This is a genomic window from Micromonospora sp. NPDC050686, assembly GCF_040654475.1.
In the GTDB taxonomy this organism is placed as follows: Bacteria; Actinomycetota; Actinomycetes; order Mycobacteriales; family Micromonosporaceae; genus Micromonospora.
On record NZ_JBFAID010000051.1, the window covers coordinates 1 to 21,953 of the forward strand.

Sequence of the window (21,953 nt, forward strand, 5' to 3'; positions counted from 1 at the left end):
AACGCCAGACCAGCGATACCGAGGACGCTCTTACGCAGGGTCGTGTTCATGGGGGTAGCTCCATTCCGGGGTTCGGCACCCGACGGCCGACGGGGGTCGGCGCGCGTGGGGTGCAAGCACCACGTCAGGCGCTCACAAAAGTCTTGGGGGGATCCGGCGGCTCGCGGGGCGGGGCCGCTACCCGGCGCCGGACCATGTGTAACGACCGGCGGCCCGCCGTCATTCCCGGCGGCGGCCTCCACCCGAAGGGGTTTGGGCTGCTGGCACGGTCGTCCGGGTGATGTAACGACCCCACCCCGCCCGCCATTCCACCCCCCGGATGCGGCCGGTCACACCCCGAAACCCGACACCCCGCCCACAACCACCCACCGGCCCCACAACGCCGACCAACACCTGCACGGCACCCCCGGCCGGCGTTAACAAGGGGCCCTCCTCTACCGAAAGCGTTAACAAGGGACCTCGCCTTGCACCCCGGGACGCCGTCCCCGGGCGGGCCGATCGAGGTCATAGGGTGGTCAGCGTGGCGACCCTTCTGCTTCTGCGACACGGCCGGACCACCGCGAACGCCGACGGCGGGCTGGCCGGCCGGCAGCCGGTCGAGCTGGACGAGACCGGTCGGGCTCAGGCCACGGCGGTCGGCGAGCGGCTGAAGGCTCTGCCGCTCGCGGCGGTGGTGACCAGTCCGCTGGTCCGCTGCCGGCAGACCCTGGAGCTGGCCCTGCCGGCGGCCGAGCCGGCCGTGGAGGAGGGGCTGATCGAGTGCGGGTACGGCAGCTGGGAGGGGCAGCCGCTGAAGAAGCTGGCAAAGGAACCTCTCTGGCCGGTGGTGCAGCAGTATCCGAGCGCGGCGGTCTTCCCGGACGGGGAGTCGATGGCGGCGATGGCGGCCCGGGCGGTGGCCGCGGTGCGCTCCTGGAACGCCCGGGTCACCGCCGAGCACGGCCCGGAGGCGGTCTGGCTGGCGTGCAGCCACGGCGATGTGATCAAGGCCATCGTCGCCGACGCGCTCGGCGTACACCTGGATCTTTTCCAGCGGATCGTGGCGGACCCGGCGTCGGTGACCGTGATCCGCTACACGCCGCTGCGCCCGTTCCTGGTCCGGCTCAACGACACCGGCGGCGACCTGGCCGGGCTGGTGCCGCCGCCGCGCAAGCGGCGCCGCCGGGCGGCGAGTACCGCCGACTCGGACGCGGCCGTGGGCGGCGGCGCGGGGGCGACCCCGTGAGCGCGAGGAGCGAGCCGGTTCTGCGAGCCCCGCGGTCGCGAACCCAGGCCGCCCCGTGAGCGCGAGGAGCGAGCCCGTTCTGCGAGCCCCGCGGTCGCGAACCCAGGCCGCCCCGGGAGCGCCACGCCCGGGCACCGCCCCGCCACGCCCGGCGCGTCGCCCTGCCGCACCCGGCGCGCCGCGTGGCGGCGAATCACCGTGAGTGCGGTGCGCGACGCGCGGGCGGGCCGGATAGGGTCGTGGGTATGACCCACCAGGTGCACGCCTTCGAGCCGCCGGAGCGGTTCGTCGCCGGGACCGTCGGCCCGCCTGGGGAGCGTACGTTCTTCCTTCAGGCGCGCGGCGGTGGCCGGCTGGTCAGCGTCGCGCTGGAGAAGGTGCAGGTCTCCCTGCTGGCCGAGAAGCTGGAGGAGCTGCTCTCCGAGGCGCAGCGCCGGTTCGGCGTCGATCTGCCCGAGGCGGCGCCGAGCCCCGGCGGTGACAACGACCCGCTCGACACCCCGGTCGACGAGGAGTTCCGGGTCGGCACGCTCGGCCTGGCCTTCGACGTGGACACGGCGACCGTGGTGATCGAGGCGATCGCGGCCGGCGAGGCCGAGGCCGAGGCCGAGTTGGAGGACGAGGACGAGGACGAGGCGGAGGAGCCGGACGAGGACCTCGACCGGCTGCGGGTGCGGCTGACCCCCGAGGCGACCCGGGAGTTCATCGCCCGGGCCCGCCGGGTGGTCAACGCCGGTCGCCCGCCCTGCCCGCTCTGCGGCCAACCGCTGGACCCCGCCGGGCACCTCTGCCCGCGGCACAACGGTTACCACCGGTGACGTCGTCGGAGCTGCGGCCACGGCACGACGAGCGCGCCGCGCTCCGGCTGTTGCACGACGGTGAGCTGGACCTGGAGGGGCGTCTCGTGGACGCCTCGAACACCACCCTGCGCGGCATCCTCACCCTCGACGGGGTGACCGCCCGCTGTGTCTACAAGCCGGTGCGCGGCGAGCGGCCGCTGTGGGACTTCCCGGACGGCACCCTGGCGGGCCGGGAGGTGGCGGCGTACCTCGTCTCCCGGGCCACCGGCTGGGACCTGGTGCCGCCGACGGTGCTGCGGGACGGCCCGTTCGGCCCCGGTTCCTGTCAGCTCTGGATCGACGAGCCGGACGACGGCGAGCCGCTGGTCGGCTTCGTGCCGGCGGACGCGGTGCCGCCGCGCTGGTTCCCGATCGCGGCGGCCCGGGACGACGACGGTGCCGCGTACGCTCTCGCCCACGCCGACGATCCCCGGCTGGCCCGGCTCGCGGTCCTCGACGCGGTGATCAACAACGCGGACCGCAAGGGCGGGCACGTGCTGGTCGGCCCGGACGACCGGGTCTACGGCGTGGACCACGGGGTGAGCTTCCACGTCGAGGAGAAGCTGCGTACGGTGCTCTGGGGTTGGGCCGGCCGGCAGCTGCCGCCGGACGTCGTGGCGATGCTCGCCGCTCTCGCCGGTCAGGTGGGCGGGGCGCTCGGCGACGAGCTGGCCGAGCACCTGACCGTCTCGGAGGTGGCCGGGCTGGCCGAGCGGATCGAGCGGCTGCGCGCGGCCGGCACCTTCCCGCAACCTTCCCAGGAGTGGCCGGCGATTCCCTGGCCGCCCATGTGAGTCGTTGTCGCGTTGATCACCCGTAGGGCGGCCCGCGACGGCCTGACGGCTCGTTAGGCTGATGGTCATGGAGTCTTGGGCGGGACACGAGGTGCCACGGCTGCCGGGCGAGGGCACACCACCGAAGCTGTACGACTCGGCGCGGCAAGGTGTCCATCCCAGCCGGCCCGACGGGGCCGCCTCGATGTACGTCTGCGGCATCACCCCGTACGACGCCACTCACCTCGGGCATGCCGCCACCATGATCGCCTTCGACCTGGTGCAGCGGATGTGGCGCGACGCCGGCCTGACCGTGCGGTACGTGCAGAACGTCACCGACATCGACGACCCGCTGCTGGAGCGGGCCGAGCGCGACGGCGAGGACTGGAAGGTCCTGGCCATGCGGGAGACGGCGCTGTTCCGGGAGGACATGGAGGCGCTGCGGATCATCCCGCCGGCGCACTACGTCGGGGCGGTGGAGTCCATCCCGGACATCGCCGAGAAGGTGCTCGTGCTGCTCAAGGACGGCGCGGCGTACCGGCTCGACGACGGCACCGGCGACGTCTACTTCGACATCTCCGCCGCCCCCGCGTTCGGCTACGAGTCGAACCTGTCCCGGGCGCAGATGCTGGAGATCTTCCCGGAGCGCGGTGGCGACCCGGACCGGGCCGGCAAGCGCGACCCGCTCGACCCGCTGCTGTGGCGCGGCGCCCGGGAGGGCGAGCCGTCCTGGCCGGGCGGCGAGCTGGGCGCCGGCCGCCCGGGCTGGCACATCGAGTGCGCGGTGATCGCGCTGAACCTGCTCGGCGACCGGATCGACGTGCAGGGCGGCGGCAACGACCTGCTCTTCCCGCACCACGAGTGTTCCGCCGCGCACGCCGAGCGGCTCACCGGCGCGGCGCCGTTCGCCGACCACTACGTGCACGCGGGCATGATCGGCCTGGACGGCGAGAAGATGTCGAAGTCCCGGGGCAACCTGGTCTTCGTCTCCCGGCTGCGGGCCGACCGGGTGGACCCGATGGCGGTCCGGCTGGCCCTGCTGAGCGGGCACTACCGGACCGACCGGTCGTGGACCGACGAACTGCTCGCCGCGGCCGGGAAGCGGCTGGACCGCTGGCGCCGGGCCGCCGCGGTGCCCGCCGGGCCGTCCGGGGCCGAGCTGCTGGCCGCCGTACGCGCCCGACTCGCCGACGACCTGGACACCCCGGGCGCCCTGGCGGTGGCCGACGGTTGGGCCGACCGGGCCCTGGCCGGCATCGCGGACGACGCGGACGCCCCGCGCCTCTTCGCCGACACCGTCGACGCCCTCCTCGGCATCCGCCTGTAAGGCGGGGGCCCCGCTTAACGCATTCGGTAGAGGCGGGCCCGCCCGTCGGCGCGGGAGCGCTCAGCCGAGGACGAGGCCGGGGTCGGGGTCCTGCTCCGGGGCCGGCGCCGGAATCTTGTACTCCTCGGTGAGCGTGGTCATCGGGCCGGGCCAGGTGGCCTGGGCCACCTCGATCGGCTTGCGCCGCTCGTCGTACGCCACGTGCAGCAGGTGCAGCACGGGGGTGTCGGGGCGGATCTGCAGCGTCTCCGACTCCTCCCGGGAGGGCTGGCGGGCGCTGATCGTGTCGGTGGCGGTGACATACCGGCGCCCGGTGGCCTCCTCGGCCTCCTGGTAGAGCGGCCGGCCGAACGCCTCGGCCCGTTCGAGGGAGGTGCCGGCGGTGTCGGCGGGCAGGAACCAGGAGGCACCGACCTCGACCGGCGCGTCCTCGGTGCGGACCAGGTGCCGGCGGCAGAGCAGCTCGGTGCCGTCGGCGACCCCGAACGCGTCGGCGACCTCGGGCGGGGCGGGGGAGCGGCCGACGGAGACCAGTTGTTGCCGGTACCGGGCGGCCAGGTCGGTGTGGTAGCCGCGGAAGCCGCCGTACCGGCCCCGGGCGAGCCGGTTGAGCCGGCGCCGGGTGCCCCGGACGTACGTACCCGAGCCGGGTTTGGTGATCAGGATGCCCTCGACCCGCAGCTGGTCGACGGCGCGTTGCACAGTCTGCTTGGCGACGCCGAACATCTCGGCGATGGCCGGGATGGACGGCAGCCGCTCGCCCGGCGCCCAGTCGCCGCGGCGCACCTGGGCCTTGAGCTGCGCCGCGATCTGCCGGTGCGGGAACTCGGCGGCCCCCGGGTTGATCTGCACGCCCGCCTCCTCGAACAGCTAGGTTCCTAGGATGCCGTAGAGGGGGTGGCCGCGCCACCCCGGACACGAAGAAACCGGGCCCCGAAACGGGACCCGGCCTTCGCGGACGGAGCTACCAGCAGGCGGATCGAGTTACCAGGAGCCGGCGGTGGGACCGGCGGAGCCGCCGCGGCGGCGCAGGTACTTCTCGAACTCCTGGGCGATCTCGTCGCCGGTCAGCGGGGTGATGCCGGCGTCGCCGACCCGTTCCTCCAGCTCGCGGACGTACTCACCCAGCTCGGCGTCCTGCTCGGCGGCGCTGCGGACCCGCTGCTCCCACTCGGCGGCCTCCTCGGCCAGGTCGGCCATCGGCACCGGCAGGTCGAGCACCTCCTCGACCCGGTGCAGCAGGGCGAGGGTGGCCTTGGGGCAGGGCGGGTTGTTGGCGTAGTGCGGAACGTGCACCCAGAACGAGACGGCGTCCACCTCGGCCCGGCCGCAGGCGTCGTGCAGCACGCCGACGATGCCGGTCGGCCCGTCGTACCGGGTCGGGGTCAGCTGGTAGCGGCGGGCCGCGTCGGCGTCCGACGCGCTGCCGGTGATCGGCAGGGGCCGGGTGTACGGCACGTCGGCCAGCAGCGCGCCGAGCAGCACCACCCGCTCGACCTCCAGGCTGTGGCAGATCTCCAGGACCTGCTCGCAGAAGGTGCGCCAGCGCATGCTGGGCTCGATGCCCCGGATCAGCACCACGTCCCGCTCGGTGCCCTCCGGGCTGGCCACCATGAACCGCGTGGTGGGCCACTCCACCCGTCGGGTCTCGCCCTCGGCCATGGTGATGGTCGGCCGGCTGACCTGGAAGTCGTAGAAGTCCTCCGGGTCCAGCTCGGTGACCTGCCGGGCCTGCCAGACCTGTTCCAGGTGCTCGACCGCGGCGGTGGAGGCGTCCGCGGCGTCGTTCCAGCCCTCGAACGCGGCGATCGCCACCGGGGACCGCAGTACCGGCAGTCCGTCGAACTCGGTCACGCCGTCACCTCGCCCTGCTCGTCGGAGACGGCGCCGGGAGGCGGTCCGGTCGTCCGGCCGCCCGCGGCGACTCCCGTTCGGCGCGTCTGGCGCCGCGCCGCGGCCTGGCGCCGTCGCCCGGTGGCGTCCCTGTTGTCCTTCACGTCCGTAGCCTACGTGGCGGCGCGGGGGGCGGCCCGCCGGCCGCGCCGGTCGCCCCCAGCCGGACAGGGCGAAACGCGTCAAAGGTACGCACCGATTGCGCCGACACGATGTGGGAAGGGCACGGGTGGAGCGGCACGGCCGGGGCAAGCCGCACTAACCTGGCGGGGTGCGGACTTCGTTGCTGGATGTTTCGTTGTTGGATGTGCTGTCAGATCGGATCCTCATCGCCGACGGGGCGATGGGCACGATGCTGCATGCGGCCGACCTGACCCTCGACGACTTCGAGGGTCATGAGGGCTGCAACGAGATCCTCAACGTGTCCCGCCCGGACGTGGTGCGCGGCGTGCACGACGCGTACCTGGCCGCCGGGGCGGACTGCGTGGAGACCAACACCTTCGGCGCCAACCTGCCCAACCTGGGGGAGTACGGCATCGCCGACCGGATCCGGGAGCTGGCCGAGGCGGGCGCGCGGATCGCCCGGGAGGCCGCCGACGCGTACGCCACGGCGGAGCGGCCCCGGTTCGTGCTCGGCTCGATCGGGCCGGGCACCAAGCTGCCGACCCTGGGCCACGCCCCGTACGCGGCGCTGCGCGACGCGTACCTGGACAACGCCGCCGGCCTGATCGCCGGCGGCGCGGACGCCCTGATCATCGAGACGTCGCAGGACCTGCTCCAGGTCAAGGCGGCGGTGGTCGGCTGCAAGCGGGCGATGGCCGAGCTGGGCCGAGAGGTCCCGATCATCTGCCAGGTGGCGATGGAGACCACCGGCACCATGCTGCTGGGCAGCGAGATCGGCGCCGCGCTGACCGCGATCGAGCCGCTCGGGGTGGACCTGGTCGGGCTGAACTGCTCCACCGGCCCGGCCGAGATGGGCGAGCACCTGCGCTACCTGTCGCAGCACTCGCGGATCCCGATCTCGGTGATGCCGAACGCCGGCCTGCCGGTGCTGACCGCCGACGGCGCGTACTTCCCGCTGAGCCCGGTGGAGCTGGCCGACGCGCTGGAGCGGTTCGTCACCGAGTACGGCGTGGCGCTGGTCGGCGGCTGCTGCGGCACCACCCCGGAGCACATCCGGGTGCTGTCCGAGCGGCTGCACGGCGCCGCCCCGGTGGCCCGCGAGCCGCGCCCCGAGCCCGGCGTCTCGTCGATCTACCATCACGTGCCGTTCGCTCAGGACGCCAGCGTGCTGATGGTGGGGGAGCGGACCAACGCCAACGGTTCGAAGGCGTTCCGGGAGGCGATGCTGGCCGCCGACTGGCAGGCGTGCGTGGAGATCGCCCGCAGCCAGGCCCGGGACGGCTCGCACCTGCTGGACCTCTGCGTCGACTACGTCGGCCGGGACGGCACCACCGACATGCGCGAGCTGGCCGGCCGGTTCGCCACCGCGTCCACCCTGCCGATCATGCTGGACTCCACCGAGCCGGCGGTGATCGAGGCCGGGCTGGAGATGCTCGGCGGGCGCTGTGTGGTCAACTCGGTGAACTTCGAGGACGGCGACGGGCCGGGGTCCCGCTACGCCCGGGTGATGCCGGTGGTCGCCGAGCACGGGGCCGCGGTGGTCGCGCTGCTCATCGACGAGGAGGGCCAGGCCCGCACCAGGGACTGGAAGGTGCGCGTCGCCGTCCGGCTGATCGAGGACCTGACCGGCCGGTGGGGGATGCGCCGGGAGGACATCCTGATCGACGCGCTGACCTTCCCGATCGCCACCGGTCAGGAGGAGACCCGCCGCGACGGCATCGAGACGATCGAGGCGATCCGGGAGATCGCCGCCCGGTTCCCGGGGATCAACTTCACCCTGGGCGTGTCGAACGTCTCGTTCGGCCTGAACCCGGCCGCCCGCCAGGTGCTCAACTCGGTCTTCCTGCACGAGTGCCAGCAGGCCGGCCTGACCTCGGCGATCGTGCACGCCAGCAAGATCCTGCCGATGTCGAAGATCCCCGACGAGCAGCGCGAGCTCGCGCTGGACCTGATCTACGACCGGCGCCGCGAAGGATACGACCCGGTGCAGCGGTTCATCGAGATCTTCGAGGGGGTGGACGCCGCCTCGGCGCGCGCCACCCGGGCCGAGGAGTTGGCCGCGCTGCCGCTGGACGAGCGGCTCAAGCGGCGGATCATCGACGGCGAGCGCAACGGCCTGGAGGCCGACCTCGACACCGCCATGGCGCAGGGGCGTAGCCCGCTGTCCATCATCAACGACATCCTGCTGGACGGGATGAAGGTGGTCGGCGAGCTGTTCGGCTCGGGGCAGATGCAGCTGCCGTTCGTGCTCCAGTCCGCCGAGGTGATGAAGACCGCGGTGGCGTACCTGGAGCCGCACATGGAGGCCACCGAGGACGGTGGCAAGGGCCGGATCGTGCTGGCCACGGTCAAGGGCGACGTGCACGACATCGGCAAGAACCTGGTCGACATCATCCTGTCCAACAACGGCTACGAGGTCGTCAACATCGGCATCAAGCAGCCGATCAACGCGATCCTGGACGCCGCGGCGGAGCACCGGGCCGACGCCATCGGGATGTCCGGGCTGCTGGTCAAGAGCACAGTCATCATGAAGGAGAACCTGGTCGAGATGGCGTCGCGCGGGGTCGCGGAGCGCTGGCCGGTCCTGCTCGGTGGGGCGGCACTGACCCGGGCGTACGTCGAGGACGACCTGCGGTCGATGTTCCCCGGCCAGGTGCACTACGCGCGCGACGCGTTCGAGGGGCTGGCCCTGATGGACCGGGTGATGGCGGCCAAGCGGGGCGGCGCGCCGGTGGTCGACCCGGAGCGGGAGGCGGCCCTCGCCGCCCGGCGGGCCCGCCGGGAGAAGCAGCGCGCCATGGTCAACGAGTCGCTGCCGGAGCTGGACGACGCGTCGGTGCGGTCCGACGTCGCCGCCGACGTGGCGGTGCCGAAGCCGCCGTTCTTCGGCACCCGGGTGGTCAAGGGGCTGCCGCTGGCCGACTACGCGGCGCTGCTGGACGAGCGGGCCACCTTCCTCGGCCAGTGGGGGCTGCGCGGTGCCCGCGGCGGCCAGGGCCCGTCGTACGAGGAACTGGTGGAGACCGAGGGGCGGCCCCGGCTGCGGTACTGGCTGGACCGGCTCACCTCCGACCAGATCCTCGAGGCGGCCGTGGTGTACGGCTACTTCCCCGCGTACGCCGAAGGCAACGACCTGGTGGTGCTGGACGAGAACGGACACGCCGAGCGGGCCCGGTTCTCCTTCCCCCGGCAGCGGCAGGAACGCCGGCTCTGCCTGGCCGACTTCTTCCGCCCCAAGGGCGACGAGCTGGACGTGGTGGCCCTGCAACTGGTCACCGTCGGCCAGCCGATCAGCGACTACACGGCGAAGATGTTCGCCGCCAACGAGTACCGCGACTACCTGGAGGTGCACGGCCTGTCCGTGCAGCTCACCGAGGCCCTGGCCGAGTACTGGCACCGCCGGATCCGCACCGAGCTGACCCTGCCCGGCGGGCGGACCGTCGCCGACGGCGACCCGGCGGACCTGGCCGGCCTGCTGCGCAACGACTACCGCGGCTGCCGGTACGCGTTCGGCTATCCGGCCTGTCCCGAGCTGGAGGACCGGGCGAAGATCGTGGACCTGCTCGGCGCGGAGCGGATCGGAGTGCAGTTGTCGGAGGAGTTCCAGCTCGTGCCGGAGCAGGCGACGGACGCGATCGTGGTGCACCACCCGGAGGCGAACTACTTCAACGCCAAGTGAGCGGCGCAGGTGCGCTGAGGTGCGACGGAGCGCCCGAAACGGCGTGATTTCGATCATGCCGTCTGCTATCAGCGGCTTGGAGTCGTAGTCGGAACAGGTTCTCGAATCCGTCTGTCAACTTCGTACCTACCCCAGCACCTGCCTGTGGGTCCGCAATGAGCGAGACATGCTCAAAAATCGATGAGCGCGCGTCACTCCGCCCAGAGTGGTCGCCATAGCTAACCTCGGGCGTGCTTCAGCGTGCGTGCCGGGGGATATGGTCGAGCCCGTACGGGCGCGTGACTCGTGGGTGGACGGGATGGTCGAGACGATGGTCGTGGTCGAGCGGGGAGACGAACTCGGCGAGGGATACCGGCGCCGCATCACCGAGGTCTACGTGCGCAGCTTCGCAGCGGACTTCGTCGCGTTCTCGCGCGACACCGGCAAGTTGGCCGATGCGTTCGAGCACATGCTGCTGCTCGAACGGTTCTACATCGCGCTCGTGGATGGGGAGCCCGCCGGCCTCGCCTCGCTCACCGAGGGCGACCAGACGCTGTTCGCGCCGCGCTGGCGGGAGATCCGGCGTCATCTCGGGCTGGCGCGCGGGCTGCTCGGCTACGTGGTGATCCGGAGATGGTTCATGCGTCCCTCCGACGGCGCCCGGCCCCGGCTCGCCGAGATCGGGTTCGTCGCCACCGAACCGGCCTATCAGGGTCGCGGCGTCGCGACCGCGTTGCTGCGTCACCTGCTGGCGTTGCCCGGGTATCGCGAGTACGTGCTCGAAGACATCAAGGACACCAACGCACCCGCCCTCGGCCTCTACACCAAGCTCAACTTCACGGTGTACAAGCGCCGGAAAGTGCGCTTCGCGCGACGCGCCGGATTCACCGAACTCGTGTCGATGAAGCTCGTGCTGGACTCCACGTCGCAGCCTACCGCCAACCGATCACCCGGCGCCGTCTGACGGGACACTGAGGCACTCCCACTGCCCGAGGTCGAGAGATAGACCCAACCCCTGCGAACGTCCGCTCATCACCGCTGTTCAGCGCCCCCGAGACGACCGGAGCTGTCGAAGAACGCGCGTCTGGACGGGCATGTCCTGCACCTTCGAGAGGCTGGGCGTCAACGGACGCCAACGGCGAGGGCCGCGGATGCGATGGCCAGTGCGAAGTAGGCTCCGGGGAACGCGATGTTGTGGAAGACGCGGGCGCGGACGTGGGTAGCGAGGGCGCCGGCGAAGAACAGGACGAGTCCGATCGCGGCTGCGATCCCGAGGGGCCGCAGGCCCAGCAGCCCGAGCAGGAGCCCGGCTGCTCCGGCGCCTTTGAGGAGTCCGAGTGGCGCCAGCCAGGACCGCGGCAGGCCGACCTCCTCCATATTGGCGAGGACGAATCTGGCGCGGGTGAGATCCGCGAGCGCCACCGAGGCGTTGGCCACGATGGTTACGACGGTGATGAGCACGTATGTGGTGAACACCCTTCTTGCTCCTCCCTTAAGGTCTCTGCGCGCCGTTGGCAGGCCCGGCCGTCTTCCGCGGCCGGGGGAGCCTCACCGACGGCGGCACCGGGTCGGGTTCTGTGGAGCCACCCGCCTATGGCTGGGCTCACGGCGGTCTGCCACCGGCAGCAGTAGATTGCTGGCTGACGGGATCAAGACTCCCTGGGGGCCAGGCCTGGGTCCAATACACGCATCCATAACCTGATGGCATGGACGTCGACACCCGGCTGTTGCGCTCCTTCGCCGCCGTCGCCGAGGAAGGGAATCTCACTCGCGCGGCCGAGCGGCTGTTCGTGTCCCAGCCGGCGTTGACCAAGCAGATCAGGCAGCTGGAGAGCCAGCTAGGGGTGCGGCTGTTCACCCGCTCCCGGGCCGGGATGACGCTCACCGCGGCAGGCCAGGCACTCGCCGACGGGGTGCCCGCCGTGCTGGCGGGGTTCGACCAGGCGCTGCAGGAGGTCAAGAGCGCCGCCAGCCGCGCCGCCCGGGTGCTGCGGGTTGGATTCCTGGCCGGCGCCGCCAACGAGGCCACCCAGCGGATCATCGCCGCCTTCGGCCGCCGCCGGCCCGACTGGCGGGTGGAGATGCAGGCCGCCCCCTGGACCGACCCCACCGCCGGGCTGGCGAGCGGCGACACCGATGTCGCCCTGCTGCGGCTGCCCTTTCCCGGCCAGGACAGCCTGCGTACCGAGGTGCTGTTCACCGAGCCCCGATGGGTGGCGCTGCCCGTCACCCACCCGCTGGCCGCGCGCGACCACATCGCCTTTCGTGACTTGTGGGATCAGCCGTTCGTCGCCGCTCCCGCCGAAACCGGCTGGTGGCGCGACTGGTGGCTGGCCGCCGGCGAGCGGGAGGGCCACCCGGTCCAAATCGGAGCTGTCACCGACAGCGGCCAGCCCGACGACTGGCTAACCGCGATCGCCAACGGCTACGGCATCGCCCTGGCCCCCGAATCCGCCGCTCGCTACTATGCGCGCCCTGATGTCACCTATCGGCCCGTCAGCGGCGTCAGCCCCAGTCAGGTCGGCGTTGCCTGGCCGCCCACCGCCGACACCAACCCCGTCATCCAGGACTTCATCCGTTGCTGCCTGGCCAACAGGCCACCACAGCACCCCGATCGCATCACCTGACCGACGATGGCGGTCAAGCAGAGCGGCCGGACGTCAGGGACCACACCTGCGAGACCGACAAGTCAGCCGACCGCTCGTGCCGATGATGAGAGGGTGTCGGCTGGAACGGCAGCCTGTCGCACTCAGGGAAGGGGCAACGCCTCCGGCGTGTCAGCCCGATCACCGTCGCCGGCCCCATGGTGTCGCCCGTGGCGCCATGTCTCGGCAAGCACGGCATACGTGTAGCCGTCGACCCAGCCCAACTCGGCGTGCCAGGAGTCGCCGATGCCATGCTGCTCACGACGCATTCCGACCTTCTCGAGGATCCGCACCGAGGGCAGGTTGTCCGCGAAGCAGCCAGCGGTGATCCGTCGAACGCCCAGCTGGTCGAACGAGTACGCCACCATCGCGGTGACAGCCTCAGTCGCATAGCCCTTGCCGCCGTACGCTGGGTCGAAGATGTAGCCGAGCTGGGCCTCCGTGCGCGACGGCATGCCGGGCTGCCCCATGCCGTCGAGCACGTCGAGCGAAACGGTCCCGATCACCACGCTGTCAAGGAGCACCGCCACGCTGTGGTCGTCGGGGTTCTCCGCCGCGCGTCGCCACGCCGCCCGAAAGGACACCGGGTCGACATCGGTGCGCAGCAGCCAACGGGTGACCTCCGGCAGGTTGCGATACTCCAGGATGCGGTCGATGTCCTCGTCCCGCACGGGGCGAAGCTCAAGGCGTTCGGTGTGTATGTTCGCGCTGGCCACGAGGTGGGAGGCTAGCGAACGCGCCGCCGCGACACGACCGGTTTATCCAACCGCCTGCCGGTCGGCTCGTTGTACGCGCCGCACGGCTCTCCCGAGTTCGCTGGTCGCTCCTGGGCGACGGTCTGGAATGCTTCGCTCATGCCTTCCTATCCGCCTACCTTCGCCGACCAGGTCGTCGCACAGCCACTACGTGCCCAGTTCGAGGCGTTCCTCGACGAGCACCGCGGCGCGCTCGACGGCTGCTTGGACGGGCTGACGGAGGAACAGGTACGCCGATCGTTGGTGGCCTCCGAAACCACGCTGTTGGGTTTGGTGAAGCACGCGACTTTCGTCGAGAAGGTCTGGTTCGACGAAGCAATCACGTGCCGGTCGCGCGCTGAGATCGGCCTCCCCGCGACGGCGGACGAGTCGTTCATCCTCGACGACGACGACACGATCGCCACCGTCCAGGACGCACACCGCGAAGCCTGTGAAGCATCACGCCGGGCGACGGCATCGCTGGGCCTGGACGACATCCTGCACGGGAACCGGCGGGGCCCGCTCCCGCTGCGGTGGGTGTATCTGCACGTGCTGCGCGAGCTCGCCCAGCATTGTGGGCACGCGGACATTCTTCGCGAGCAGCTCCTCAACGAGTAGTGCGCGGACCTCCGCTCATGCCGGCTCGGCGGGCCGAGCCGTGAAGAAGCGGATGAGGTCTTCCGCTGCGGTCGGGGACAGCATCATCGCGTGGACCCGTGCGGACATTTCGGCGATCGGACGGGTCCTGGTGAACATTTCCTGTTCGTACGCCCGGATCGCTGAGTGCGGGTCGGTGGGGTTGGCGACCAGTTCGCGGGCGACTTCCGCGGCGTCGAGCATGGCCTGGTTGGCGCCCTCGCCGACCGGCGGCATGAGGTGCGCGGCGTCGCCGATCAGGGTGACGCCCGGCTGACTGGCCCAGCGCGTACCGATCGGCATGGTCTCGATCCGGCGCGGCGTCGCCGCGCTGTCGCCGGCTTCGATGAGTGCGGTGAGGCTTGCATCCCAGCCGTCGAACATGTCCAGCAGAGCACGCTTACTTTCGATGTGGCGGTCGTCCGCGCGCAAGGACGCCGCGACTCGCAGGCTGCCGTCGCCGCCGCGTTGCGCCGCCAGGATCTGGCTCACGCCGACGCACCACAGGTTCCCGGGGCCGACCAACTCGGCGAGGTCCGGGTGGCGCCGGTCAACGTCGCTGATGCTCAGCTCCGCCAAGGTGGCCACGTAGGTCAGTTCCGCGTCGGTCAGCAGCGACCGGACTGTTGACCGTGCACCGTCCGCGCCGATGAGGATCTCGCAGTCTGCTCGGTGGCCGCCATGAAATTCCAGCGAGAAACCTCCGTCAGGTCCCGGTGTCGCCGCGACGAGGCGGTGCCCCCACGCGACCGCGTCGTCGGGGAGTGAATCGAGCAGAAGATCACGCAGTGTGCTCCGGTCGATCTCGGGTCGTCCGGAGAACGAGCCGGGTTGCGGCTTGTGGTGCAGGAGGGTCCGGCCGGCCGGGTCGAGGATGCGAAGTTCCTCGCCCTCGGGTCGCGCTTCGGCTCGGAACTGGCCGGTGAGGCCCGCTTCCGCCAGGGCGTGTTGCCCGGACTCCGGGTGCAGGTCGAGCGAGCCGCCCTGCGATCGGGCAAATCGGCTGGCCTCGCGCTCGTACACCACGGCATCGATGCCGTGGCGGTGCAGGATCCGGGCCAGGGTCAGCCCGCCGAGGCCGCCACCAGCGATCGCTACGCGCATCATCAACTTCCTTAACGTACGCTGTATCTTATGAATACACCGTACCGCAGCGAAGCGGAGCCTGTCTGGGAGCGGCCCGAACCCCGGACGCGAGCGGCGCCCGTCCCGTTGAATCGCGAGAAGATCGCCGCGACGGCGATCCGGGTGGCTGACGAGTGCGGCCTCGACGGGCTGTCGGTTCGCAAGATCGCCAAGGAGCTCGGCGTCGGTCCGATGCGGCTCTACGCCTACGTGGTCAACAGATCCGAACTGCTCGATCTCATGGTCGACGCCGTCTATGCCCGGATCGCCGAGGCCGGCCGGCAGTCCGATTGGCGTGCCACGGTCCTGGCCATCGCCCACCTGACCCGGGTCGCCGCGCTTGACCATGAGTGGTTCTCCGACCTGCTCGGTGGAAGGCCACACCTGGGTCCGAACGCGCTCGCCGTGGGTGAATCGACCGCGGCGGCGCTCAGCCAGGCCCCGGGCGTACGCGACGTCGCCGACCTGCAGCGGGCGGTAGGAACCCTCAACGCCTTCATCATCGGAGCACTGCGCAGGGAGGTCACCGAGCGGCGCACCGCCCGTTCCACCGGCACCGACGAACTCGCCTGGCAGGCCAGCCTCGGCCCCTACCTGACACGTCAGTTGGACACCGGCAGGTACCCCACCATCGCCCGGCTCGTCATCGACGGCGCCCACCTCGACGCCGAGGAAAATTTCGATCGCAACCTGACCACCATCTTGGACGGCCTCACCAGCCGTCCCTCCACGTGACCTCTGCTCAGTCAGCCGTGGTCGGCCGAGCACCGGGACACCCAGATCGGGCAGCCGCATCTGCGCCGGATGGTGCGGCGAGCCCGAAGTGTCGTGACCACGTCCTACGGTGGAGCCATGGACTGGAAGATCGAACTCATCCCCGTTCCGGTGACCGATGTCGACCGAGCCAAGGCGTTCTACCAGAAGGTCGGCTTCACCGCCGACCACGATCACCGGGTGCACGAGGGCCTGCGGTTCGTCCAGCTGACGCCGCCCGGCTCGGCCTGCTCGATCGTGATCGGCGAGGGCATCACCGACAAGACTCCCGGTACGCAGGAAATCCAGGTCGTGGTCGCCGACGCCGAGGCGGCGCGCCGGCAACTGCTCGACGCCGGCGTCGATGCCAGCGAGGTCGAGGTGCAGCCATGGGGCAACTTCGTCTACTTCGGCGACCCTGACGGCAACAGGTGGTCGCTGCAGGCGATCGCGTCACGCCCCAACGGCTGACCGGCGGCCCACAACAGCCGGGCGCACCTGATTGACGGGGCTGGCGGCCAGTCGCGCTTCAGGCCGGCGAAGATGACCGCGAGAGTACGGGGGCCTGCAGTTGCTCGCCCCATCCACCGTGGCGTGTGCCCTGGCACAGGCTGACGGGCGGGTCCGTAATCCCGTTGTCGTCGCGTCGGCCGCTGCCTACCGTATGGCGATGCTCTCCCCACATCTCACGGTGACCTTCGACGCGCACGACCCGGGTCGCCTGGCGGGTTTCTGGGCCGCCGTGCTCGGCCGGGAGGTCGTCGAGGACGCCGGCGCCGCCCTCGTGCCCGGCGACGACACCCAGCTCGGCCTCCGGTTCGTCGCGAGCCAGGCGGAGCGGGCGGGGTCGAACCGGCTGCACCTGCACCTGACCAGCGCCACCGACGCCGACCAGCAGGACATGGTGGCGAGGGTGCTGGAGCTCGGCGGCGGCCACCTCGACGTCGGGCAGCGCCCCGAGGAGGGGCACATCGTCCTGGGTGACCCCGAGGGCAACCCGTTCTGCGTGATCGAGCCGGGCAACAACTTCCTCGCCGGGTGCGGCCTGCTCGGGGAGCTGGCCTGCGACGGCACCCGGGCGGTCGGCATCTTCTGGAGCGAGGCCCTGGGCTGGCCGCTGGTGTGGGACCAGGACGAGGAGACGGCGGTCCAGTCACCGTACGGTGGCACGAAGGTCGCCTGGGGCGGCCCGCCGGTGGCCCCGATGCGGGGGCGGAACCGGCAGCGTTTCGACCTCGCCCTGGCCGGTGGCGACCAGCAGGCGGAGGTCGACCGGCTGGTCTCGCTGGGGGCCACCCGGCTCGGGGTCGGTGCGGACGGCGCCGTCGCGCTGGCCGATCCCGACGGCAACGAGTTCCGGCTGAGCGGAACCGGTCGATGAGCCCGGTACGCCGCTCAGTGGTGGGCCCGGGGCCACCAGGACGCTCGCCCTCCGCCGATGGCACGGCCGGTCGGGCCGGCGCGAACGCCGGCCCGACCGTCGCCGTGCGGGGTCAGCGGGCGGCGCCCACCGCCGCCGGGGCGGGCCAGCTGTCCGCGAAGACGCCGGAGGTCGCCGCGGTGCGGGCGAAGGAGCTGAAGTTGCGGTCGACCGCCGCGGCCTCGCCGGAGCTCGGGTACGGGTTGGTGCAGCTGGTGCCGGCGCTGCCGCCGGACATCAGGATGGCGCAGTTGCCGTTGTAGTTGTCGGGCAGGCCGAGGATGTGGCCGATCTCGTGGGTCATGATCCGCAGCGGCGAGTACTGCTGGGCCTGGTAGTAGTCGATGACGACGCGACCGTTGCCGAGGCTGGTGCGCTGGGCGTACGAGCCGCCGCCGTAGGTGTAGTAGATCATCAGGTTCGAGCCGCACTGCGCCATGTTGATGTTGGCGGTGGCGTTGTTCCAGATGCTGGCGGCCTGGTTGGCGTAGCTGGCGAACGGCCCGGCCTGGCTGGTGTTGTAGCAGACGTTGCGGACGGCGGCGGAGGCCGGGGTCGCCTCGACGGCGACGGCGCCGAACGCCGCCATGGTGGTGGCGGCGAGGGCGGCGAGGACTCGGGACAGCTTGGGCAGACGCATCGTTCACGCTCCAGTGGGGGAATGGGTCGAGCGGGGACCAGGCCAGCTTATTAATCGCTGCCCATCGATATCAAGTATTGAGATAAGTCAATCGCAGAAGAGGTGAACACGCGGCGAGGGGCGCGACCGGTGGGTCGCGCCCCTCGCGGCTGGCCGGGCCCCGGCCAGTAGGCGTACGTCATGGAGACCGTGGTGCTCGGGCAGTTGTTCGCACCTCGGCCAGCGGCACCATGTGTTCGATGTCCACGTCGCTGGCGAGCGTTCAGTAGGCGTTGTCGTAGTAGGAGCCGTGACCCGAGGCCGGCCGCCGGTCCGAACCTACCGCCGGCCGCGCGTGCCCGGCCGCCGCTGCCGCCACCCGTGCACCAGGGCGGTCACCCCCAGCACGGCCAGGACGACGGCGATCGCCGCCGCGACGAGCAGCCGGTGCTCGGTCGCGGCGACCTCGGCGGCGTGCTGCTCCACCAGGTGCGGCGGCGCATCCTGGTACGGCAGCGACTTGCCGGCCAGGTCGGCGAACGGAATGCCCGGCAGGACACAGGCGGCGATGAGCAGGAGGACCCCGGCGATCAGCGCCGGGTGGGGGCGCGACATCGACCAAGGATGCCACGGTGACCACTCACGCGGCGATCGCGTCGATCCCGGCCGGCGGGACCGCCGGGCGACGACCCGGGCCCGGTTGGCGCGGGCGCTGCGTGGCGACCTCCCGCCCGACGCCTGGTGAGGCCCCGCGGTCCTACCGCCCGCAATCGTCACCGGGTCACGTCGTGCACGTGGTGCAGCACGTCGTGCAGGAAGTACACCGCGAAGCTGCGCACCGTGAACAGCGACCCGTTGCTGCGCCGTCCGGGCCGCTCCCACTGGTCGGCGCGGACCGCGTCGAAGGCGGCGGCGGTCGCCTCGGCCTCGGCGGCGAGCTGCCCGGCGACGGTGCCGGGGGACTGGTGGAAGTAGTCCTCGGCGACGGCGGTGGTGTCCTGGTCCCAGTTGGCGAACGTCGGGTCGTCCTCGCGCAGCATCAGCTCCAGCCGCTGCCGGAAGATCCGGCAGGCGTCCCGGACGTGGCAGGCGTACTCGACGGGGGACCAGACCGTCGGGGCCGGCCGCCGGCCGGCGGCCGGGCCGGCCAGCGCCGCGCGCCACGTCGGCAGCGTGGCCCGCAGCCGCTCGCCGGTGGCCTCGGCCGGCGGCGGGGTGAACCCGCACTCACCGCAGCCCCGGTCGATGACGAAGGTCCAGTCGACCGGGTCCGGTGGGACCGCCGCCGGGCCGTCGGCCGCCGCCAGCGCCCGCAGCGCCACGGCCACGCTCTCGGCCGCCGCCGGCAGCAACGGCAGCCGTACGCCGGGGGTCGGGATGTGGCCGTGGGCGTGCAGCACGGCCTTGATCACCGTGGGGTTGGGCTCGGCGAACAGCGCCGCGGCCAGGGTGGCCAGCCGGTGCCCCAGCGGCCGGGCCCGGGCCATGTCACCGGCGCACCACGCCTCGACCAACTCGGCGAAGCGGGCCGTGGCCAGGTGCGCGGAGGCGACGATGCCGCCGTGCGCGCCGAGCGCCAGCAGCGCCGGCAGCACCACGTCCTCCCCGCCGAGCACCGCGAAGCCCGGCGGCGGGTCGGCCAGCAGCGCCACCGTGGTCGGGTCGATGCCCCCGACGGCGTGCTTCACCGCGACCACGCCGGGGGTCGCGGCCAGCCGGCGCAGCGCGTCCGCCGACAGCGGCTGCCCCGTCCGGTACGGGACGTGGTAGGCCACCAGCGGCACCGGGCTGACCGCGGCGAGCCGGGCGAAGTGGGCCAGCACCCCCGCCTCGCCGGGGCGGAGGAAGGGCGGCACCAGGGTCAGCGCGGCGGTGACCTCCGGCCGGTCGGCCAGCGCGCGCAGCTCGTCCGGGCTGTTCGCGCCGACCAGCAGCGGCGCGGACCGCTCCCGGCACACCCCGGCCACCGTGTCGAGCACGGCTCGCCGCTCGTCCCCGGTCAGCGCACCCGGCTCGCCGGTGGTGCCCAGCGCCACCAGGCCGGTGGCGCCGTCGTCCAGCGCCCGGCGGGCGAGGGCGGACAGCGCGTCCGGGGCCACCGCCCCGGCCTCGTCGAACGGGGTGATCAGCGGAACGAACAGGCCGGTCAACGTCATGACCCCAGCGTCGGCCACCGGACCCGTCAGCACCAGTTCCGATTCCTCAACGGAACCGTAAGCTGAGCTTATGCTCGACGTCCGTCGCCTGGTCCTGCTGCGCGACCTCGCCCACCTGGGCACCATCGCCGCCGTCGCCGACGCCCACGCGTACACCCCGTCGGCGGTGTCCCAGCAACTGGCCGCCCTGCAACGCCAGGCCGGGGTGCCCCTGCTGGCGCGCGCCGGCCGGCGGGTCACCCTCACCGCTGCCGGCGCCGCGCTGGTCGGGCACGCGGAGACCGTGCTGGCGGTCCTGGAGTCGGCCGAGGCCACGCTGGCCGCCGCCCGCGCCGGGCTGTCCGGGACGGTACGCATCGGCGCCTTCCCCAGCGCGGTACGCACCCTGCTGCCGGCCGCCCTGGCCGCGCTGGGCCGGGACCATCCGGCGCTGGACCTGATGATCACCGAGCTGGACCCGACGGCGGCGCCGGCCGCGCTGCGCGAGCGTCGCCTCGACGTGGCCCTGGTGCACGACTACGACGTCGTGCCCGTGCCGCCCGAGCCGGCCCTGGAAGCCGAGCCGCTGCTCACCGAGACGGTCTACCTGGCGGTCGCCGCCGACCGGCCGCCGGTGCCGGCCGACGACCCCGTCGCCGCCAGCCGGGACGACGACTGGGTGCTGGGCAGCCCCGGCACCCTCTGCCACACCATGGCCGTCCGCGCCTGCCAGCTGGCCGGCTTCGCCCCGGCCGTACGCCACCACGCCGACGACTTCACGGCCGTGCTGGCGCTGGTCGCCGCCGGTCAGGGGGTGGCGCTGGTGCCCCAGCTCGGGGTGGACGGGCCACCTGCCGGGGTGCGGCTGGTCCCGCTGGCGCTGCGCCGGTTCACCCGGGTGGCGTACCGGCGGGGCGGCGGCGGGCACCCGGCGGTGGCCGCCTGCGTCGCGGCGCTGCGCGCGTCCACCGCCGGGTACCTGGACAGCCGGGCGTGCGGATAGCGCTGCCGCGGCAGGTTCGCCGACCGGCTGGCCGTCTCGCCGGCCCTCGGGGCGAGCGCGGGCCGGCTATCCTGCCGGCCATGCGGACAGTGTGGATCGTGCTCGGTGTGCTGGTGCTGCTCGGCGCCGCCTCGTTCTGGTACGTCGCCCGGCGCGACCGGGCCCGGCTCAGCTCGGCGGAGGACACCGCGGCTGCCCGGGACGCCCGGGCGGAGCAGGAGGGGCACGCCGCCGGACGGCACGGGATCCAGGGTGAGGTGTGGCAGCGCGACGACCGTGCATCCGGCGGCTGAGCCCCTGCCCCGACGTGCGGTCGGACCACCGGGAGGGGACCGACCCCGAGAGCCGGTCATGGCTGCCACCGCCGCCCCCACCGGCCGGCCGCCGCGGCGTACCGTTTCGTCATGACGACGGTGTTGGTGACCCTCGCGGTGCTCGCCGTGGCCGTGGCCGCGGTGGTCGGTTACGTCCGCCTGCGACACCGGCGCCGGTCCGCCGGGGGCGAGGACGAGGCGGCGGTCCGCGGTGCGCGGTCCGAGCGGCACCGGCGCGCGGCCGAGCGGGCGCAGGCCCAGCACGACGGCTGGAACCGGGGCGGTCACGGCTTCACCGGCTGAGCGGTCAGCGCCGGATGCCGGCCCCGGCGGCGGCCAGCACGTCCCGCCAGGTGCGGGTGTGCCAGGCGGCGGAGCCGTTGAAGATCTGGTCGAGGAGCCCGGGCCCGCCCGCGGGGCCCGGTGCCGGCCGGACGGCCCAGAACGCGGTGACCGCGCGTCGCTGGTCGGCGCCGGGCTCCGGCGAGCTGTCGGAGCCCCGCCCGACCAGGGCGTAGCGCCGCCCGTCGACGGTGAGCAGCAGCGTGCCGAGCCGGGACAGCCGGCCGCCGACCTGACCGACGGGCACGGCGAACAGCTCCTTGCCGTCGGCGTCCCGGGCCCGCAGCCATCCCTCGTCCAGGATCATCGCCACCGGCACGCAGCGCCGGCCGTTCCAGATGCTCCGTCGCCAGTAGACGATGCTCGCGTGCGCCACCTGCCCAGTCACC

General features: G+C 72.4%; 23 protein-coding genes and 1 pseudogene. 14 read left to right on the plus strand and 10 right to left on the minus strand.

The genetic code is table 11. The annotated features are described in order from the left end of the window. The first annotated feature begins 511 nt into the window (after window positions 1–511). The 4 genes from AB0H57_RS25970 (at window position 512) to mshC (ending at window position 4,164) form a co-directional block, all read left to right on the plus strand. Window positions 512–1,225: a histidine phosphatase family protein gene (locus AB0H57_RS25970; protein ID WP_357510746.1), complete on the plus strand. Its 714-nt coding sequence runs from the start codon at window positions 512–514 to the stop codon at window positions 1,223–1,225. Between the two features lie 245 nt (window positions 1,226–1,470). After that, on the plus strand, window positions 1,471–2,043 hold the full coding sequence (locus AB0H57_RS25975) for a DUF3090 domain-containing protein (protein ID WP_357510748.1): 573 nt from the start codon (window positions 1,471–1,473) through the stop codon (window positions 2,041–2,043). Beyond that, window positions 2,040–2,858: an SCO1664 family protein gene (locus AB0H57_RS25980; protein WP_357510750.1), complete on the plus strand. Its 819-nt coding sequence runs from the start codon at window positions 2,040–2,042 to the stop codon at window positions 2,856–2,858. The genes AB0H57_RS25975 and AB0H57_RS25980 overlap by 4 nt, the downstream gene beginning before the upstream one ends. A gap of 67 nt (window positions 2,859–2,925) precedes the next feature. Then, window positions 2,926–4,164 carry a cysteine--1-D-myo-inosityl 2-amino-2-deoxy-alpha-D-glucopyranoside ligase gene (gene mshC / locus AB0H57_RS25985; protein WP_357510752.1) on the plus strand — a complete coding sequence of 413 codons (1,239 nt, stop codon included), beginning with the start codon at window positions 2,926–2,928 and terminating at the stop codon, window positions 4,162–4,164. 60 nt (window positions 4,165–4,224) lie between these two features. Here the strand turns inward: mshC and AB0H57_RS25990 are convergent, their stop codons facing one another. Together AB0H57_RS25990 and AB0H57_RS25995 are read right to left on the minus strand one after the other, a co-directional pair. Beyond that, window positions 4,225–5,016 (minus strand): GntR family transcriptional regulator, encoded by a 792-nt coding sequence (locus AB0H57_RS25990; RefSeq protein ID WP_357510754.1) that lies wholly within the window; start codon window positions 5,014–5,016, stop codon window positions 4,225–4,227. A 132-nt stretch (window positions 5,017–5,148) separates the two neighbouring features. Then, the gene (locus AB0H57_RS25995; RefSeq protein WP_357510756.1) at window positions 5,149–6,018 is read right to left on the minus strand and encodes a PAC2 family protein; all 870 of its coding nucleotides are present in this window, start codon (window positions 6,016–6,018) and stop codon (window positions 5,149–5,151) included. A 325-nt stretch (window positions 6,019–6,343) separates the two neighbouring features. Between AB0H57_RS25995 and metH the strand changes: the two genes are divergently transcribed. Together metH and AB0H57_RS26005 are read left to right on the plus strand one after the other, a co-directional pair. Next, window positions 6,344–9,859, plus strand: coding sequence for a methionine synthase (gene metH / locus AB0H57_RS26000; RefSeq protein WP_357510836.1), 3,516 nt, complete (start codon window positions 6,344–6,346; stop codon window positions 9,857–9,859). Window positions 9,860–10,157: 298 nt separating this feature from the next. After that, on the plus strand, window positions 10,158–10,802 hold the full coding sequence (locus AB0H57_RS26005; RefSeq protein ID WP_357510758.1) for an N-acetyltransferase: 645 nt from the start codon (window positions 10,158–10,160) through the stop codon (window positions 10,800–10,802). Between the two features lie 158 nt (window positions 10,803–10,960). Here the strand turns inward: AB0H57_RS26005 and AB0H57_RS26010 are convergent, their stop codons facing one another. Next, window positions 10,961–11,314: a DoxX family protein gene (locus tag AB0H57_RS26010; RefSeq protein ID WP_357510760.1), complete on the minus strand. Its 354-nt coding sequence runs from the start codon at window positions 11,312–11,314 to the stop codon at window positions 10,961–10,963. A gap of 230 nt (window positions 11,315–11,544) precedes the next feature. On the opposite strand from AB0H57_RS26010, the gene AB0H57_RS26015 reads away from it, so the two are divergent. Further along, window positions 11,545–12,465 carry a LysR family transcriptional regulator gene (locus tag AB0H57_RS26015; RefSeq protein WP_357510762.1) on the plus strand — a complete coding sequence of 307 codons (921 nt, stop codon included), beginning with the start codon at window positions 11,545–11,547 and terminating at the stop codon, window positions 12,463–12,465. A gap of 122 nt (window positions 12,466–12,587) precedes the next feature. Here the strand turns inward: AB0H57_RS26015 and AB0H57_RS26020 are convergent, their stop codons facing one another. Beyond that, window positions 12,588–13,199, minus strand: a complete 612-nt coding sequence (locus tag AB0H57_RS26020) for a GNAT family N-acetyltransferase (protein ID WP_357510764.1) — start codon at window positions 13,197–13,199, stop codon at window positions 12,588–12,590. 138 nt (window positions 13,200–13,337) lie between these two features. Here AB0H57_RS26020 and AB0H57_RS26025 point away from each other — a divergent pair, with 138 nt between their 5' ends. Next, complete coding sequence (locus tag AB0H57_RS26025; protein WP_357510766.1) at window positions 13,338–13,835, plus strand: DinB family protein; 498 nt, start codon at window positions 13,338–13,340, stop codon at window positions 13,833–13,835. A 15-nt stretch (window positions 13,836–13,850) separates the two neighbouring features. Here AB0H57_RS26025 and AB0H57_RS26030 read toward each other — a convergent pair whose 3' ends face one another. Further along, entirely contained in the window at window positions 13,851–14,957 is a 1,107-nt protein-coding gene (locus AB0H57_RS26030) for an FAD-dependent monooxygenase (protein ID WP_357510768.1), read from the minus strand. Between the two features lie 108 nt (window positions 14,958–15,065). Here AB0H57_RS26030 and AB0H57_RS26035 point away from each other — a divergent pair, with 108 nt between their 5' ends. The 3 genes from AB0H57_RS26035 (at window position 15,066) to AB0H57_RS26045 (ending at window position 17,112) form a co-directional block, all read left to right on the plus strand. Then, window positions 15,066–15,713: a TetR/AcrR family transcriptional regulator C-terminal domain-containing protein gene (locus AB0H57_RS26035; RefSeq protein WP_357510770.1), complete on the plus strand. Its 648-nt coding sequence runs from the start codon at window positions 15,066–15,068 to the stop codon at window positions 15,711–15,713. Window positions 15,714–15,830: 117 nt separating this feature from the next. After that, window positions 15,831–16,202 (plus strand): VOC family protein, encoded by a 372-nt coding sequence (locus tag AB0H57_RS26040; protein ID WP_357510772.1) that lies wholly within the window; start codon window positions 15,831–15,833, stop codon window positions 16,200–16,202. A gap of 199 nt (window positions 16,203–16,401) precedes the next feature. Further along, window positions 16,402–17,112 (plus strand): VOC family protein, encoded by a 711-nt coding sequence (locus AB0H57_RS26045; protein ID WP_357510774.1) that lies wholly within the window; start codon window positions 16,402–16,404, stop codon window positions 17,110–17,112. A 112-nt stretch (window positions 17,113–17,224) separates the two neighbouring features. Here the strand turns inward: AB0H57_RS26045 and AB0H57_RS26050 are convergent, their stop codons facing one another. The 4 genes and pseudogenes from AB0H57_RS26050 to AB0H57_RS26065 form a co-directional block, all read right to left on the minus strand. Next, on the minus strand, window positions 17,225–17,791 hold the full coding sequence (locus tag AB0H57_RS26050) for a snapalysin family zinc-dependent metalloprotease (protein ID WP_357510776.1): 567 nt from the start codon (window positions 17,789–17,791) through the stop codon (window positions 17,225–17,227). A 318-nt stretch (window positions 17,792–18,109) separates the two neighbouring features. Then, entirely contained in the window at window positions 18,110–18,385 is a 276-nt protein-coding gene (locus AB0H57_RS26055; RefSeq protein ID WP_357510778.1) for a hypothetical protein, read from the minus strand. Between the two features lie 158 nt (window positions 18,386–18,543). Further along, a complete protein-coding gene (locus tag AB0H57_RS26060) occupies window positions 18,544–19,098 on the minus strand; it encodes a DinB family protein (protein WP_357510838.1) in 555 nt (184 codons plus the stop codon). A gap of 12 nt (window positions 19,099–19,110) precedes the next feature. Continuing rightward, window positions 19,111–19,926, minus strand: a pseudogene (locus AB0H57_RS26065) (dihydrodipicolinate synthase family protein); the annotation flags it as partial. Window positions 19,927–19,996: 70 nt separating this feature from the next. On the opposite strand from AB0H57_RS26065, the gene AB0H57_RS26070 reads away from it, so the two are divergent. The 3 genes from AB0H57_RS26070 (at window position 19,997) to AB0H57_RS26080 (ending at window position 21,525) form a co-directional block, all read left to right on the plus strand. Next, window positions 19,997–20,908, plus strand: coding sequence for a LysR family transcriptional regulator (locus tag AB0H57_RS26070; RefSeq protein ID WP_357510780.1), 912 nt, complete (start codon window positions 19,997–19,999; stop codon window positions 20,906–20,908). A gap of 80 nt (window positions 20,909–20,988) precedes the next feature. Next, window positions 20,989–21,201 (plus strand): hypothetical protein, encoded by a 213-nt coding sequence (locus AB0H57_RS26075; protein ID WP_357510782.1) that lies wholly within the window; start codon window positions 20,989–20,991, stop codon window positions 21,199–21,201. Between the two features lie 111 nt (window positions 21,202–21,312). After that, window positions 21,313–21,525 (plus strand): hypothetical protein, encoded by a 213-nt coding sequence (locus AB0H57_RS26080; protein WP_357510784.1) that lies wholly within the window; start codon window positions 21,313–21,315, stop codon window positions 21,523–21,525. A 4-nt stretch (window positions 21,526–21,529) separates the two neighbouring features. On the opposite strand, the gene AB0H57_RS26085 is transcribed toward AB0H57_RS26080, so the two are convergent. Continuing rightward, a complete protein-coding gene (locus tag AB0H57_RS26085; RefSeq protein WP_357510786.1) occupies window positions 21,530–21,952 on the minus strand; it encodes a hypothetical protein in 423 nt (140 codons plus the stop codon). Between the last annotated feature and the right edge of the window lies 1 nt (window position 21,953).

What these genes read in the sequence shown, in the direction of transcription:
- AB0H57_RS26025 (WP_357510766.1), top strand. Translation starts at nt 13,338, where the DNA reads ATGCCTTCCTATCCGCCTACCTTCGCCGACCAGGTCGTCGCACAGCCA.
- AB0H57_RS26040 (WP_357510772.1), top strand. Translation starts at nt 15,831, where the DNA reads ATGGACTGGAAGATCGAACTCATCCCCGTTCCGGTGACCGATGTCGAC.
- AB0H57_RS25975 (WP_357510748.1), top strand. Translation starts at nt 1,471, where the DNA reads ATGACCCACCAGGTGCACGCCTTCGAGCCGCCGGAGCGGTTCGTCGCC.
- AB0H57_RS26075 (WP_357510782.1), top strand. Translation starts at nt 20,989, where the DNA reads ATGCGGACAGTGTGGATCGTGCTCGGTGTGCTGGTGCTGCTCGGCGCC.
- AB0H57_RS26050 (WP_357510776.1), bottom strand. Translation starts at nt 17,791, where the DNA reads ATGCGTCTGCCCAAGCTGTCCCGAGTCCTCGCCGCCCTCGCCGCCACC.
- mshC (WP_357510752.1), top strand. Translation starts at nt 2,926, where the DNA reads ATGGAGTCTTGGGCGGGACACGAGGTGCCACGGCTGCCGGGCGAGGGC.
- AB0H57_RS26080 (WP_357510784.1), top strand. Translation starts at nt 21,313, where the DNA reads ATGACGACGGTGTTGGTGACCCTCGCGGTGCTCGCCGTGGCCGTGGCC.
- AB0H57_RS26055 (WP_357510778.1), bottom strand. Translation starts at nt 18,385, where the DNA reads ATGTCGCGCCCCCACCCGGCGCTGATCGCCGGGGTCCTCCTGCTCATC.
- AB0H57_RS26005 (WP_357510758.1), top strand. Translation starts at nt 10,158, where the DNA reads ATGGTCGAGACGATGGTCGTGGTCGAGCGGGGAGACGAACTCGGCGAG.
- AB0H57_RS26045 (WP_357510774.1), top strand. Translation starts at nt 16,402, where the DNA reads ATGCTCTCCCCACATCTCACGGTGACCTTCGACGCGCACGACCCGGGT.
- AB0H57_RS26030 (WP_357510768.1), bottom strand. Translation starts at nt 14,957, where the DNA reads ATGCGCGTAGCGATCGCTGGTGGCGGCCTCGGCGGGCTGACCCTGGCC.
- AB0H57_RS26070 (WP_357510780.1), top strand. Translation starts at nt 19,997, where the DNA reads ATGCTCGACGTCCGTCGCCTGGTCCTGCTGCGCGACCTCGCCCACCTG.
- AB0H57_RS26015 (WP_357510762.1), top strand. Translation starts at nt 11,545, where the DNA reads ATGGACGTCGACACCCGGCTGTTGCGCTCCTTCGCCGCCGTCGCCGAG.